Raw genomic sequence first — 14,574 nt, 5'->3', positions numbered from 1 at the left:
CGCCCATGGAAAACAATCTAAAAGAGGGTGACGGAAAAGATGGCCAGGTTCCCAAGAACGTGAATCACGATGGGCACCAGCAGGCTGCGCTCCCTTTCGTAGGCCAGGGCAAACAACAACCCGCCGACGGACTGGGTCAGGGGAAATCCTCCCCGGGCAGCGTGCGCCAGGGCAAAAAGAAGGGTGCTGAAGATGACCGCCGTCAAGACACCCCAGCGCCGCAGGTAGCCGTAGAGAACGCCCCGGAAAAAGATCTCCTCGGCTACGGGGCTCACGCCGCCGCCCACGATGAAAAAGAGGACCAGGGTCCGGGTCGATTCGGCGTCGGCGGCGTGCATGCGCGCCAGGGCGTTGATGCCGGCAGCCATATAAACGAGCAGGCACACGAGCGCGACCAGCGCCCCGAAAGCCGCCGACCAGATCAACCCCTGCCTGATTCCGGAAACCACGCCGCGCCTGGAAAGGCCGATGGCGGCCAGGCCGCCCGGGCACGCTTTCGCAATCAAGACCAGGATCAGCAGCCCCTCCAGAACCCTTGCCCCCCCGATCAGGGCCAGCGGTGAAATGCTTTCCGACCCGGCTGCCCAGTAGAGCCCGCTTTCCACGACCATGACCACCGCTGTACAGGCAGCCAGGATTTTCAGATCGATATTTTTTGCCGCCATCCCAAAGCCTTAAGGGCGTTGTATCCGTACCACTGGACGTACCAGTGGTCCGAATGACTGATTTGGTATAGAATTGCGTTGATTGCGCGTTTGTCTCTGCGTCTGCCGAGGCTGTAAAGCGCCTGGCAGGCAACGATGGGCTGCGGATCTCCCATCAGTTCCAGCAACGCCGTGTGAGCCCGGGAGCCTCGGGTGCGGGCCAGGCTTCGCGCCAGCCAGTACCGCACGGGAATGTGCGGATCGTTTGTCAATGTTTGCATTCCGGTTCCGAATTCCCGGTTCTTTTTTTGTCCGGCGATGGCCTTCAGCGCTGCGACGCGGTCCTGCCACTTCTCGCTCTGCAAAAGCGCCGGAATCCTGTCCGCCGTAATTTTTCCGTCCATGCCGCTGCGCACGGGAATGAGCATCGAGGTCCCGGCGACGAGGCAAAGCAATGCGGCGGCGACGGCGGCGGCACCCGGTTTGATGAACAGGGACAAAAAGCCTGCCAGCAGGAACTGGAGGCCGACGTATAGGACAATGGGAAACCCCACCAGGAGGGACAGGAAGGTTGCCTGCCGAAAAAGAAGATGCCGGTCGCATTTTTCGGAAAAGGATTTCAGCACCCAAGCGGTTTTTTCAAGAAATTCTTTGGAAGAGATTTCCATCACCGGTCGGCTGCCGTTGGCTAGCAGCAAGGTGTCGTTGCCGGCAGAAACCGTCAGATCCACGGATGCCCGGGCAGCCCGGTTGTCGGCCGACGCACTGGCCGCAGCGGCGCCGGAGCGGGTTTTGCCGTTCCCCAGGGCAAGGTAGTTGTACGCGGACAATCGCCGTAAAATTTTCCTTTTCGACACCGGATCGCTGAAACCGTGCAGGCGGCAGGTTTTGAGCATTTTCTGATGCAGGGATTTAAAGGCCTCGGCAGGGTAAAGCGTGTAGCGGTAGTAAAAATCATTGACGCCGATGCCCACGGGATTGGACAAAAGCAGGCGGTCCCTGATGGTGATGAACATCCCGCTGCCGGCTTGGGTTGACCAGGCAGCCGCCAGAATCAGCACCAGCGCCCCATGCAGTCCCATCCGGATCCATGCGGAGCGGTCGAGGCGATCCGGGGTGAACCTGAGGGTGAGTGCGGCCACCAGGAGCGGCACGAGGGTAAAATAGAGTGACGGAAAAACCGACACCCCTTTGAGATTGACACCGGCGGTCAGGGCGATCCAGGGCAGGGCGAGCAGAACCGCCAGGGACTTTTTGCGACGGCCGATGGTTTTCCAGGTCAAAGCCATAAGAAAAGCCGTCAGGGTGACGCCGGCGCCGATGCTCAAGGCGAAGAACACCCCCCCCATGAGGGCGGTGGCGAGGCTTTTCAGATAGGGCGCGATCAACCGGTTGGGCACGGTCAGGTAGCCGGCATTTGCCAGAAGCGTTACGGTTTTAAGAAGGTGGGCGTTGCTGGCGTAGACCTGCAGGCTCCCCACGATGTAGGCGGCAACGAGACCCGTCGACACGATGGGAGCGAGATGGAACCGGCTTGGCGAAGATTTCATCATGGTGGTGAAATATACCACACGTTCAATCACCGGGGCAAACGGCATTCTTTGCTTGTGTAATCATTGCAAATCTTATATATAAATTCATTTCGAATTCCAAAGGTCGTCGAGGGTTCGCCGTAAAGGTTGTCATCACCACAGGATTTATGGAAAAACAGCCGGGCCCTTGCTGAAGTGAAGATACATGTATGGAGGCGTTATGAAAATCATTGTGGCGGGAACCGGCTATGTGGGGTTGGTGCACGCGGCCGTCTGTTCGGAATTCGGACACGAGGTCTACGCCTATGACAACGACCCCGACAAGATAGAGGCTTTTGCGAGCAGTGAAGCCGACCGGATCGTCAGGTATGTGAACGAACCGGGCCTGACCGATATCATAAAGAAGGTTCACGGCCGGCACCTCTTTTTTTCCACGAATCTGGATGAAATCATCGAGGGCACCGACGCCATCTTCCTGTGTCTGCCGACCCCCCCCAACCGGGACGGGTCCACCAACCTGACCTACTACGACGCGGCCATCGACACTATCGGGGCCAAGCTGTCCGCCAGGCAGGACAAACGGCGGGTGGTCGTCGTCAACAAGAGCACCGTACCCATCGGAACCGTACGGCATTTGAAGACGGTGATGGAAGGCCACGGGGTCGAGAATTTCGGTGTGGCCTCGAATCCGGAGTTCCTGGCCGAGGGCACGGCCGTACCCGAGGCCAGGAAGCCGGACCGTATCGTCGTAGGCTGCGATTTCGAGGAAGACTTCGTGATTCTGCGACGCATTTACGCCAAGTTTGTCCACCACGTCCAGACCAAGTACCTGGAAACGACGCCCGAGACAGCGGAAGCCGTCAAATACGTGGCCAACACCATGCTGCTGACGTATATATCCTTCTGGAACGGTGTGGGCGCCAAACTGGGCGAAACCATTCCCAACATCAACATCGACGACCTCAGAATGGGGGTGACCGCCGACGACAGGATCAGCACCTGGGGGTCCTTCGTGAGCAACGGCGCCGGGGGGAGCTGCTTCGGCAAGGACATCGCCTCCCTGATCTACCAGCTGCGGCGCGCCAATGTAAGCACCAAGATGCTGGAGGCTTCCTATGAAGTGAATGAGCGCCAGAAAGTCTACCTGGTGGATCGCGCCGCGTCGGAAGCGGGGTTCAATCTCAACAACAAGACCATCGCCGTCCTGGGCCTGGCCTTCAAGAAGAACACCAACGACATGCGTGACGCTTCCTCCATCAAGGTGATCGAATCCCTGCTGTCAAAGGGCGTGGCCGCCGTCAGGGCCTACGACCCGCTGGCCAACGAGGCGGCAAGGGAAGCGCTCGATCCCGGCAAGAACGTTTTATTTGAAAAGATCGCCTATTTCGAAACCGCCAGGGAAGCCCTCACCGGGTCGGATGCCTTGTTCATCTCATCCGACTGCGAGGAATTCCGCGGGTTGTCGCGCACCATCGAAGACACCGTGGCGCCTCCTTACCTGATCATGGATGGGCGGCGCATGATACCCGACTACGGAGCCATGGTTGAAAAGGGATTCGCCTACCTGGCGGTGGGGTCGATGGCCATGGGCACCATGGACCAAAGCACATAAAGAAATAGAGCCGTAAAAAAAAACTGATGGAACAGAACCACAAAGGCACAAAGGACACAAAGATGGACTACAAACAGACACTCAATTTACCGAAAACAAAATTCCCCATGAAGGCCAACCTGGTCAATCGGGAGCCGGAACAGATCAAGGCATGGGATGAAACGAATTTGTACCACAAGATCAGGGAGTTTTCCAAGGACCGGGAGCTTTTCATTCTGCACGACGGCCCTCCCTATGCCAACGGCAACATCCACATGGGCACGGCGCTCAACAAAATCCTGAAGGACATCATCGTCCGCTCGCGGCAGATGTCCGGTTATGACGCCGTGTACGTTCCGGGCTGGGACTGCCATGGCCTGCCCATCGAGCACAACGTGGACAAGGAGATGGGGAATAAGAAGGTTGAGCTTTCCCAGGCCGACTTCAGACGGCGCTGCCGTGCCTACGCCGAGAGGTTCATCGACATTCAGCGCGAAGAATTCCGGCGTCTGGGCGTGATGGGGGAATGGGAAAACCCGTATCTGACCATGAACTACCGTTACGAAGCCATCATCGCCACCGAGTGCCTCAAGTTCGGGCTGATGAACAACCTGTTCAGGAGCAAGAAGCCGATTCACTGGTGCTGCAGTTGCCAGACCGCCCTGGCCGAGGCGGAAATCGAATACTATGACGCATCTTCCCCGTCGATCTATGTCAAATTCCCCATGGTGGACGCCGTGGACGACATCATCCCGGAAGTCAAAGGCAAACAGGTGTCGGTGGTGATCTGGACGACCACTCCCTGGACGATACCGGCGAACCTGGCGATTGCCCTGCACCCCGAATTCACCTATGCCGCCGTGGATGTCGGCGGAGACGAGGTGTACATTCTCGCAAAGGACCTGGTCGATACCTGCATGGCCACCTTCGGGGTCGACAGTTACCGGATTGTCGCCGAGTTCGAGGCCTCCATCCTGGAGAGAAAGAACTGCCGGCACCCTCTGTATGACCGCACCTCCATGATCGTCCTGGGGAGGCATGTCACCCTGGACGCCGGTACGGGGTGTGTGCACACCGCACCGGGACATGGCCGCGAGGACTATGACGTGGGCATGGCCTACGGCATCGACGCTTACTCGCCGGTGGACGACCATGGCGTTTTTACGGACGAGGTCGAATTTTTCAAGGGCGGGTTCGTTTTCAAGACCAACGAGGCCATCAACGACAAGCTGCAGGAAGCCGGTGCCCTGCTGGCCAGGGAGACGATGGACCATTCCTATCCGCACTGCTGGCGCTGCAAGCGGCCCGTCATCTTCAGGGCCACGCCGCAGTGGTTCATCTCCATGGACAAAACCGGACTGCGCGCAGCGTCTCTCAAGGCCATCGACAAGGTCCAGTGGATCCCGCACTGGGGACGCGACCGGATTTACGGCATGATTGAAAACAGGCCGGACTGGTGCATATCCCGTCAGCGGGCCTGGGGGGTGCCGATCGCCGTATTTTACTGCAGCGAGTGCGAAACCCTGCACCTGGACCAGAAGATTATCGACCATGTGTTTGCCCTGTTCGAAGCCCACGGGGCGGACGTCTGGTTCGAAAGGGATGTGGACGAGCTGCTCCCCGCAGGCGCCAAGTGCAAAAAGTGCGGCAGCGAATCCTTTGTCAAGGAAACGGATATCCTGGATGTGTGGTTTGATTCGGGCGTCAGCCACGCCGCGGTGCTGGAAGACAGGGACTACCTGAAGTGGCCGGCGGACCTCTACCTGGAAGGCAGCGACCAGCACCGGGGCTGGTTTCACAGCTCCCTGCTGACGGCTGTCGGTACCAGGGAAAGGGCTCCCTACGATGCCGTGCTGACCCACGGGTTCGTGGTGGATGCGGAAGGGCGCAAGATGTCGAAGTCCGTCGGCAATGTCATCGCCCCCAAGAAGGTCATCGGAAAGTACGGCGCCGAGATCCTGCGGCTCTGGGTATCAGCCGCGGATTACCGGGACGACATCAGAATATCGGACAACATCTTGAAACAGCTGAGCGACGCCTACCGCAGAATCAGGAACACCAGCCGCTTCATGCTGGGGAACTTGTACGATTTCGTGCCGGGCAGCGACGACGTCGCCTGCGAAGAGATGCCGGAGATGGACCGTTTTGCCCTGCACAAGCTCCAGGGGCTGGTGGAAAAAGCGCGTAAAGCCTATGACAATTACGAATTTCACGTGATTTACCACGCCCTCTTCAACTACTGCACCCTGGACCTTTCAGCCTTTTACCTGGATATTCTCAAGGACCGGCTCTACACCTCACCGCCCGCGTCGCTGGCACGCAGGAGCGCCCAGACGGTGATGCACAAAATTCTGTCCGCCATGACCAGACTGATGGCGCCCATTCTCTCTTTTACCGCCGAAGAATTGTGGGCCCACATGCCGGATTTCGAAGGCAAGGCGCAGAGCGTGCACCTTGCCTCCCTGCCGGAGGTGGAGAACGGCTTGAAAGATCCGGACCTGGCGGAAAGCTGGGGGCTTCTTCTCAAGATCCGGGGCGAAGTGACCAAAGCCCTGGAAGAAGCGCGCAACCGAAAAATGATCGGCCATCCGCTGGATGCGGCGGTATCCCTGTACGTGGATGCCGACACGTACGCCCGGCTGGAACCCTATGCCGACGACCTGTACACTATTTTCATCGTTTCGCAGGCGGATCTTCATCAGGATTCCGCCGTCGGTGGGGCCTACCGCAGTGAACTGGTGGAGGGCCTCGCCATCGGGGTGGCGCAGGCCGAGGGTGAAAAGTGTGCGCGGTGCTGGATGCACGCGACCTCGGTGGGGTCGGACAGCGGGCACGCGACGCTCTGTGCGCGGTGCAGCGGGGTGATGGAGGAACTGTAAGGACGCCTGCGGCGGTCATTTGCGCTGACGCGCGTAATTCGTGGCAATTCGCTTCGCTCTTATTCATTGTTGCCGATAGCTTTTATCTGTTCGCAACAATGAATTACGGCCGCAGGCCAAATGACGTGCGAAGCACAAATGACCAAAATGTGGTCTGATTGTTAAGCATACTGAAAATAACGCTTTGAAAGTTAATAACAAATATCTATTCCTCTGCGTTATTGCCGCCGGGGTGGTCATCCTCGACCAGGCAACCAAACGGCTGGTCGAGGCGGCGATTCCTCTGTACGACTCCATCGTGCTGATTCCGGGTTTTTTCGACCTCACCCATCTGACCAACACCGGCGGGGCTTTCGGGTTTCTGGCGGGGAAAAGTTCACTGTTCAAGCACCTGTTTTTTCTGATTGCGTCCTTGGCCGCCATGGGCATGATCATATACATGTACTGGAAAACGCCGCGGCAATACGTGTTTCTCCGGGGTGGGCTGGCCCTGATTATGGGCGGGGCCGTCGGGAACATGATCGACAGGCTGCGTCTCGGGAAGGTGGTCGACTTTCTGGACGTACATGTCCAGGACATGCACTGGCCTGCGTTCAACATTGCCGACAGTGCCATCACTGTGGGCATTCTCATCTTCGTGTACCACCTGCTGTTCAAGAAAATGCCCGAATAATTGAGTAAACCTCAACTATGAAAAGCATGCCGAGCGTATCTCATAAGAATATCGAAGAATTCCTGACGCGTTTTGAAAAAATGCTGGAGGAGGGCACGGCGCCGTCCACATTCCTTATTTACGGCGAGGAGGCGCTGTACAAATCTGTTCTGGAGCGTGTGCTGGAGATCCTCGTCCCCGGGGAAAACAGAAATTTCATGTACGAGCCTTTCGAGGGGTTGAACGAGAATGTCGGCGAAGCACTGCGCAGCGTCAATACCTATGCGCTGCTGCAGGGCAGAAAAGTGGTTTCTCTGCTGGACTCCCGCATCTTTTACTCCAAACAGGATACGGCCAAATTTCTCGAGAAGGCGCATGCGGCGCACGCCAGGGGTGAATTCGGGAAAGCCGCCGGAACCGTGATGTCGCTGCTCGGAATGCTGAATCTGTCCATGGACGATATGGCGGAGAAAGGCGGGCGCGCCAAACTGGGCTTTGAAAAGAGCGCGGTCGACGACGGTGAATGGTTGGATGAACTCATCGCGTTCAGCCGGGAGCACCGGCTCGCCCCCGGGCAGGGTAGCGACCCCGCGGCCGTTTTTATCGATGCGATGAAGAACGGGCTGCCCGGTAATCACTTTCTCATCGTCACCACTGACACGGTAGACAAAAGAAAGCGCCTGTTCAAATGCTTTCTTGAAATGGGGCAGGTGATCGACTGCTCCGTGCCCAAAGGCGACCGCAAGGCCGACAGGACGGAGCAGGAAGCCGTTCTGCGCGGGCTGCTGGATGCGGTTCTGGAGGCCGAAGGAAAAACCATGTCCCGGCAGGCTTTCGCCACGATGGTGGAATTGACCGGGTTCGACCCGCGAACCTTTTCGAACGACCTGGCCAAACTGGTGGACTATGTGGGGGCACGCCGGGAGATCGGCCCGCAGGACGTGGAAGCGCTCTTGCGTCGAACGCGCTCGGACCCGATTTACAGTTTTACCAATGCGCTCACCGATGCGGATGCCGAACAGGCCTTTTTTTACATGCGATCGCTGCTTGGTGCGGACTACCACCCCCTTCAGATTCTCGCGGCCTTGGCCAACCACCTGCGCAAGCTGCTCGTTATTCGCGATTTTCTGGACAATGCCGCCGGTGTTTCCTATGATGCCGCCATGCCGTTCAACTTTTTTCGAAGCAATGTCATGCCGCGTGTCGAGCAGCATGACCAGATGTTGAAAACGCGCCTCGAAAGCTGGCGGGAACAGCTGTCCCCCGGGGGGCGGAAAAAGAAGATGTCAACGGATTTGTTGATCGCGCCGAATCCTCGTAACGCCTTTCCCGTTTACAAGCTGTTTCAGAAGGCGCACGGCATTACCCTGGAGGGGATCGTGCGTTCGCTGGCCTATGTCCGGGAAGCCGACGGCATGTTGAAGTCTTCCCGTCAGTCGGCCGAGGCGATACTGGACTGGGCGGTTGTCAGGATATCGACCCTATTTCGTGCTCGATAGGAGCATTTCATAAAATCGTGGCACACGATTTTATTTGGTGAGGAGGTTCACGGGACCGTGTTCGGTTTTTTCAAACAACAGGAGAGGAAACTGGCCATTCGTTTGCTGGCATGGCAATATGAGCGGCAGAATATTCCGCTGCCGGCCCTGTCGACCCTGGAAGCCCAGGCGGCGCGCCTGGTGGATGACGCCCACCGGATAGCACGTGAAAGGGGGAAAAACGTCGTCACCATTCTCAAGGAGCTGGTACTGGAAGCCGGGGGCAGGAAGAAGCCGTAGATTTATTCCACCAGGGAAAACCTGTTCCTTTGGGCCAGGTCAGAGATGTTTGGCCGTGCCGGCAATGGCAATAGCGACAGCAAAACTGTAAAGCACGAAAACCGACAACCCGGCATGCATCAACTTGGATATTGGATGCCCGCTCTCTACAAAGTAGCGACGCAGTCGCGTTTCATAAAAGCGTGGCACACGCTTTTATTTGGGGTTGGAAAATTGGGTGGCCTGTGTTATCGACTTATTTTTGTTCTGTCTAATTTGAAACGCTCAAATTAGGTTCCGGAAAGGAGATCCGGCCCTCTGGGGCGGGTCCGGGCCGACAGGCCTGCTTGAAAACGCGAAACCATTAAATCGGAATTACAGACCATTATGATAAAAGCAGGTGTCGTAGGGGCGACGGGGTATGCGGGTGCCGAACTGGTCAGGCTGCTGGCCGGACATCCGGATGCGTTGCCGACGATATTGACCTCCAGGCAGTTTGCGGGCATCCGTTTCGACACCGTCTATCCGGCCATGGCCGGTGAGGTGGGCCTTACCTGCGAATCCCTCTCCGTGGAGCGCCTGATTGAAAATTGTGATGTCGTTTTCACCGCCCTGCCGCACAAGATTCCCATGACGATCGTCCCGGAACTGGTCGCCGGCGGGACAAAGGTGGTCGATCTTTCCGCGGATTTCAGATTTAGTGAAGCAGAGCAATACGAGGCGCACTACCAGCAGCATACGGCCAGGGATCTCCTCGAAAAGGCCGTATACGGTCTCTGTGAAGTCTACCGCGAGGCGGTGCAGGGGACTGTCCTCGTGGGCAACCCGGGCTGCTACCCCACAAGCGCGCTGTTGCCCCTGGTGCCGCTTCTGAAAAGCGGTATGCTCGAAGTCGGATCGATTGTCGTCGATTCAAAATCGGGCGTCAGCGGTGCAGGGCGTTCCCTTTCGATATCGTCCCATTTTTGTGAAGCCGATGAGTCGTTCAAGGCCTACAAGGTTGCCACGCACCGGCACAACCCCGAGATAGATGCGATCCTCAGCAGGGAGGCCGGTCGGCCGGTAAGCGTGACCTTCGTGCCCCACCTTGTTCCCATGGCGCGCGGCATGTTTACAACCATCTACGCGGTATCGCAGGGAAAGCTCTCAATGGAAGAGGTTCGGAACTGTCTGTCGTCCTATTACGAGGGGAGGCGGTTTGTACGCATCGTCGGCCCGGCGAGGGTGCCGGACACGAGGCATGTGCGTGGAACCAATTATTGCGATATCGGTTTCACCCTGGACGAACCCCGTGGGCGGCTCATCCTGATGTCCGCCATCGACAACCTGGTGAAAGGGGCCGCCGGTCAGGCTGTTCAAAATATGAACATCATGTTCGGTCTCGACGAAACCGCCGGACTGACAAATGTTCCGTTTCCGGTGTAGCCGGTGTGAACGGGCCGGAGGAAAAAAAGTGAACCGCTCGGATGCGGTCAAAATACGGCAAATATCAAACGAAGGGGTTACCCCATCAAGTGAAAGGAGAAAGCGTATGTCGGCAAAATTGATAAAAGGGACGGAGATTCGCGAACAGATTCTCGAAGAGATTACGGCCGAAGTAAAGGAGATCAAGGAGAAACACGGCAAGGTTCCCGGTCTGGTGACCATTCTGGTCGGGGAGAACCCGGCATCGATCTCCTACGTGACCCTGAAAATAAAGACGGCGCACCGGGTCGGGTTCAAGGAAGTTCAGGACAGTCAGCCGGTGGACATTTCCGAAGCGGACCTCTTGGCGCTCATCGACAAATACAACAACGATGATTCCATCAACGGCATCCTGGTGCAGTTGCCCCTTCCCAAGCATATCGACGAAAAAAAAGTGTTGAACGCCATCGACCCGGACAAGGATGTGGACGGTTTTCACCCGGTGAACGTGGGCCGTTTGATGATCGGGGGCGACGAGGTAAAATTTCCCCCGTGTACGCCTGCGGGCATCCAGGAGATGATCGTAAGGGCCGGTGTTGAAACCAGCGGTGCGGAAGTGGTCGTGGTGGGAAGGTCGAACATCGTCGGTAAGCCCATCGCCAACATGATGCTGCAGAAAGGACCGGGCGCCAATTCCACCGTGACCGTTGTTCACACCCGCACGCAGGATCTGGCTTTCCACTGTAAACGGGCGGACATTCTGATCGTCGCCGCCGGTGTGCCCGACCTGGTGAAACCCGAGTGGATCAAACCCGGGGCTTGTGTTATCGACGTGGGCGTCAACCGTGTCGGAGAAAAACCGAGCAAAAAAGATCCCGGTAAAATGGTGGCGGTTTTGAAGGGGGACGTCGACTTCGACGCAGCCAAGGAGATCGCCGGTTCCATCACACCGGTACCGGGTGGCGTCGGCCCCATGACCATCACCATGCTAATGAAAAACACCTTGAAATCACTAAAATTTCAACTTGGAATCCAATAGCGCGGGGAAAAAGACCATAAGCACCGCAGCAGGGCCGATCCATTTATGTGAGGAAGAGTGCGAATTCGATCCTGCTGCGGTTTCCGCATGATATTGTGGGTTGAGCACAGGGAAGGCCGCAAGACTTGACAGATCGACGCCTTGCTGATATCTGAAGAGGGTGTTGTGCGGTTTTTCTTGGCAACGGGTGGAATGCTGACGGCCATCGTTGTCGGCCAGTTTGTTCGGCAGGTCAGGCGAAATCGAATGCCATGAAGATGATATCACTTTTTATATTGAGCAACACCGGCGCGCCGGCGAAAAAGATATCCGTTCCCGGATTTTTGTTGCCCCTGCTTCTAATCGCCGTTATCGCGGGTGTGGCCGGCATCGGGTACCTTGCTTACGATTATAGCCGGATTTGCAACGTCGCCGAGGCCAACGGGGACATGGCCAAGGCCCTCTCCGCGCAGGAAGATCTCATCACCACCCAACGCCGCCAGATACAAGACTTTGCCGGCGACATCAATCGCCTGAAATCACGGCTGGTCGCTTTGAACAATTTCGAAGAGAAGATACGGATTATCGCCAATATCGGGACCGACAACGGTCAGGAAACCCTTTTCGGCGTGGGCGGCACCCGCCCTGAGGATCTGGAAACCAATATCGACTTGAACCGGCGGCATACCAGCCTGATGCGGGATATGCACACCCAGGTCGAATTGCTGCAGGATGCCTCGGCCGTGCAGCAGGACCTGATGACGTCACTGCTGGGAAAGCTGGAGAGCCAGAAAAGCCTCCTGGCATGCACACCGGCCATCCGGCCGGCCAAGGGGTGGCTGACGTCGCCGTTTGGATTCCGAACGTCACCGTTTACCGGGCGCCGGGAATTTCATAAAGGGTTCGATATAGCCAACCGAAAAGGCACACCCATCGTCGCAACCGCCGACGGCGTGGTAAAATTCGTGGGTTCCAGGCGCTACCTGGGCAACTATGTCATCATCGACCACGGGCACGGCATGATGACCCGCTACGGCCACGTGGAAAAGGCCCTGGTCAAGCGCGGCGACAAGGTCAAGCGCGGCGACCTCATCGCTAAAATGGGCAACAGCGGCAGAAGTACCGGTCCCCATGTCCACTACGCCGTGTATCTCAACGGCGTTCCCGTCAACCCCGCCACGTATATCCTCAACTAGAAAATCGTTAAGAGCGACCAATGAGCTTTCTATACGCTATCCCGGCAGTTGTCCGCATCCTCCTGGTGTTTGCCGTTATTCTATTCAGCATCCGGCGCAAGTTGTCTCTGGGCCACTGTTTCAATCTGGGGGCCCTGGTCCTGGGGCTTTTGTTCGGCATGCATCCCCTGCCGATTCTTCAAGCGGCGTTAACCGCCCTGACCCATCCGAAAACCCTCAGCCTGGCGGCGGTGGTCAGCCTCATTCTCGTGCTGAGTCACAGCCTGGAGGCCGCGGGGCAGATGCAGCGTCTGCTGGATCGTTTTAGGGGCTTGATTCACATCCCCGCACTGAACATGGTGATTTTTCCCGCGCTGATCGGACTTTTGCCCATGCCCGGGGGGGCCATTTTTTCAGCCCCCATGGTAAAGAACCTGGGGGGACGTTCGCAGTTGAGCGCCGATGAACTCAGCTATGTCAATTACTGGTTTCGTCATATCTGGGAGTATGCCTGGCCGCTCTACCCCGGTGTGCTTTTAATCACGGCCTTGGGCGGTTTCAACCTCTGGGCCTTCGTATTCACGGCCTTTCCCATGACCATCGTGGCCATGATCGTCGGTTATTGGCCCCTGAAAGGCAGGCTCTCATTCCGCAGCCAAATGTCTGTCGACTCTGGAGCGGCGGTGTCCATCTCACCCTGGCCCTTTTTCAAGGAGTTGACACCCATTCTGATCGTCATCGTGATGGGCATTGCCTTCGGGGCCGGTCTGTCCCGCCTGGGGCTGTTCGCTTCCATCGCCAAAGAGGTCGGGCTCATCATCTCCCTGGTGTTGGCTATCCTGCAGGTCTGGTACACCAACGGCATCCCGTGGACAACGCGCCGCAGGATCCTGATCAATCCCAAATTGGGCAGCATGATCTACATGGTCTGCTCGATTCTCATTTTCAAGGGAATTCTGGAAGACAGCCGGGCGGTGGTCGACATCAGCAATGAATTGCTGAAATGGGGCATTCCGTTGTTGATTGTCGTCGTAATTCTACCCATGGCGGTTGGACTGGTTTCAGGGATCACCATCGCTTTTGTAGGGACGACCTTTCCCATCTTGATATCCCTGGTCCACGCCTCACCGGGCGGTCCCGCGCTGTTGCCGTATTTAGTCCTTGGCCTGGTAAGCGGCTTCGTCGGCGTTCTTTTTTCACCCCTGCACGTCTGCCTACTGCTCTCCAATGAATATTTTGAAACCTCCCTGGATCGCGTCTATCGCTTTCTGCTGGTGCCCTGTCTGGTTTTGCTGGCTGCCGGCATGGTCTATTTCCAGCTTTTGAGCCGGTTGTAACGGTTCGCTGTTCATGCGAGCTCGGGGTTTAGGTTAGGAGCACAAAAAACGATGCCCAGAGAAAATATCATATTGACAGGATTCATGGCCACCGGCAAAAGCACGGTGGGGAAACTTCTGGCGGGCCGGCTGGGCTATGATTTCGTGGACACCGACGAACTGATCATGGAACGCACCGGACAGACCGTGGCCGAGATATTTCGCGAAAAAGGTGAAGCGGCGTTTCGCAGGATGGAGGCCGACCTTGCGCGGGAGCTGGGAGAAAAGGAGGGGTTGGTCGTTTCCACCGGCGGGCGCCTCATGTTGGACCCGGCCAACGCGGCAGCACTGGGCCAACGCGGGCGGGTTTTCTGCCTGACGGCAACCCCCGAGGACATATTGGACCGGGTGGCCAGAGACAAACACGTCAAGCGACCGCTTTTGGATGGTCCCGACCCCCTGGCACGCATCGTGGCGCTGTTGAAGCAGCGGGAGGAAGGCTACGGCCGCTTTCCCCAGCTGGATACCTCGGCAACGCCGCCGGACGAGGTGGCCCGGAAGCTCATCGGTATCTTCCAGGGAGAAACCTGATCGGCGGCTTCAAGC

Annotated in this window: 12 protein-coding genes; 10 read left to right on the top strand and 2 right to left on the bottom strand. The window is 57.4% G+C overall.

The window, feature by feature from the left end; translation table 11 throughout:
* Positions 1-17: 17 nt before the first annotated feature.
* Positions 18-665, bottom strand: a complete 648-nt coding sequence (locus LJE94_15290; protein MCG6911469.1) for a CPBP family intramembrane metalloprotease — start codon at positions 663-665, stop codon at positions 18-20.
* Complete coding sequence (locus tag LJE94_15285; protein MCG6911468.1) at positions 641-2,215, bottom strand: HEAT repeat domain-containing protein; 1,575 nt, start codon at positions 2,213-2,215, stop codon at positions 641-643. Before LJE94_15285 ends, LJE94_15290 begins: the two co-directional genes overlap by 25 nt.
* Positions 2,216-2,396: 181 nt before the next feature.
* Between LJE94_15285 and LJE94_15280 the strand changes: the two genes are divergently transcribed.
* The 10 genes from LJE94_15280 to LJE94_15235 all read left to right on the top strand — a co-directional run bounded on the left by LJE94_15280 (position 2,397) and on the right by LJE94_15235 (position 14,559).
* Positions 2,397-3,788, top strand: coding sequence for a nucleotide sugar dehydrogenase (locus LJE94_15280; GenBank protein ID MCG6911467.1), 1,392 nt, complete (start codon positions 2,397-2,399; stop codon positions 3,786-3,788).
* Positions 3,789-3,850: 62 nt separating this feature from the next.
* Positions 3,851-6,646: an isoleucine--tRNA ligase gene (gene ileS, locus LJE94_15275; protein MCG6911466.1), complete on the top strand. Its 2,796-nt coding sequence runs from the start codon at positions 3,851-3,853 to the stop codon at positions 6,644-6,646.
* Positions 6,647-6,830: 184 nt separating this feature from the next.
* The gene (lspA, locus tag LJE94_15270; protein MCG6911465.1) at positions 6,831-7,319 is read left to right on the top strand and encodes a signal peptidase II; all 489 of its coding nucleotides are present in this window, start codon (positions 6,831-6,833) and stop codon (positions 7,317-7,319) included.
* Positions 7,320-7,345: 26 nt separating this feature from the next.
* Positions 7,346-8,797 (top strand): hypothetical protein, encoded by a 1,452-nt coding sequence (locus LJE94_15265; protein MCG6911464.1) that lies wholly within the window; start codon positions 7,346-7,348, stop codon positions 8,795-8,797.
* A 57-nt stretch (positions 8,798-8,854) separates the two neighbouring features.
* On the top strand, positions 8,855-9,076 hold the full coding sequence (locus LJE94_15260; protein MCG6911463.1) for a hypothetical protein: 222 nt from the start codon (positions 8,855-8,857) through the stop codon (positions 9,074-9,076).
* A gap of 366 nt (positions 9,077-9,442) precedes the next feature.
* Positions 9,443-10,480 carry an N-acetyl-gamma-glutamyl-phosphate reductase gene (argC, locus tag LJE94_15255; protein ID MCG6911462.1) on the top strand — a complete coding sequence of 346 codons (1,038 nt, stop codon included), beginning with the start codon at positions 9,443-9,445 and terminating at the stop codon, positions 10,478-10,480.
* A 106-nt stretch (positions 10,481-10,586) separates the two neighbouring features.
* A complete protein-coding gene (gene folD / locus LJE94_15250) occupies positions 10,587-11,498 on the top strand; it encodes a bifunctional methylenetetrahydrofolate dehydrogenase/methenyltetrahydrofolate cyclohydrolase FolD (protein ID MCG6911461.1) in 912 nt (303 codons plus the stop codon).
* Between the two features lie 251 nt (positions 11,499-11,749).
* Complete coding sequence (locus LJE94_15245; GenBank protein MCG6911460.1) at positions 11,750-12,673, top strand: M23 family metallopeptidase; 924 nt, start codon at positions 11,750-11,752, stop codon at positions 12,671-12,673.
* Between the two features lie 20 nt (positions 12,674-12,693).
* The gene (locus LJE94_15240) at positions 12,694-13,989 is read left to right on the top strand and encodes a DUF401 family protein (GenBank protein ID MCG6911459.1); all 1,296 of its coding nucleotides are present in this window, start codon (positions 12,694-12,696) and stop codon (positions 13,987-13,989) included.
* Positions 13,990-14,040: 51 nt separating this feature from the next.
* Positions 14,041-14,559: a shikimate kinase gene (locus tag LJE94_15235; GenBank protein MCG6911458.1), complete on the top strand. Its 519-nt coding sequence runs from the start codon at positions 14,041-14,043 to the stop codon at positions 14,557-14,559.
* The last annotated feature ends 15 nt before the right edge of the window (positions 14,560-14,574 follow it).

It is taken from the genome of Deltaproteobacteria bacterium (genome assembly GCA_022340465.1).
Classification (GTDB): domain Bacteria; phylum Desulfobacterota; class Desulfobacteria; order Desulfobacterales; family B30-G6; genus JAJDNW01.
This window is presented reverse-complemented; position numbering and strand designations above follow the sequence as displayed.

Bases quoted from the DNA above. Each gene is read 5' to 3' on its own strand.
- ileS (MCG6911466.1), top strand. From the start codon at position 3,851: ATGGACTACAAACAGACACTCAATTTACCGAAAACAAAATTCCCCATG.
- LJE94_15240 (MCG6911459.1), top strand. From the start codon at position 12,694: ATGAGCTTTCTATACGCTATCCCGGCAGTTGTCCGCATCCTCCTGGTG.
- LJE94_15265 (MCG6911464.1), top strand. From the start codon at position 7,346: ATGCCGAGCGTATCTCATAAGAATATCGAAGAATTCCTGACGCGTTTT.
- LJE94_15280 (MCG6911467.1), top strand. From the start codon at position 2,397: ATGAAAATCATTGTGGCGGGAACCGGCTATGTGGGGTTGGTGCACGCG.
- LJE94_15290 (MCG6911469.1), bottom strand. From the start codon at position 665: ATGGCGGCAAAAAATATCGATCTGAAAATCCTGGCTGCCTGTACAGCG.
- folD (MCG6911461.1), top strand. From the start codon at position 10,587: ATGTCGGCAAAATTGATAAAAGGGACGGAGATTCGCGAACAGATTCTC.
- argC (MCG6911462.1), top strand. From the start codon at position 9,443: ATGATAAAAGCAGGTGTCGTAGGGGCGACGGGGTATGCGGGTGCCGAA.
- LJE94_15245 (MCG6911460.1), top strand. From the start codon at position 11,750: ATGAAGATGATATCACTTTTTATATTGAGCAACACCGGCGCGCCGGCG.
- LJE94_15235 (MCG6911458.1), top strand. From the start codon at position 14,041: ATGCCCAGAGAAAATATCATATTGACAGGATTCATGGCCACCGGCAAA.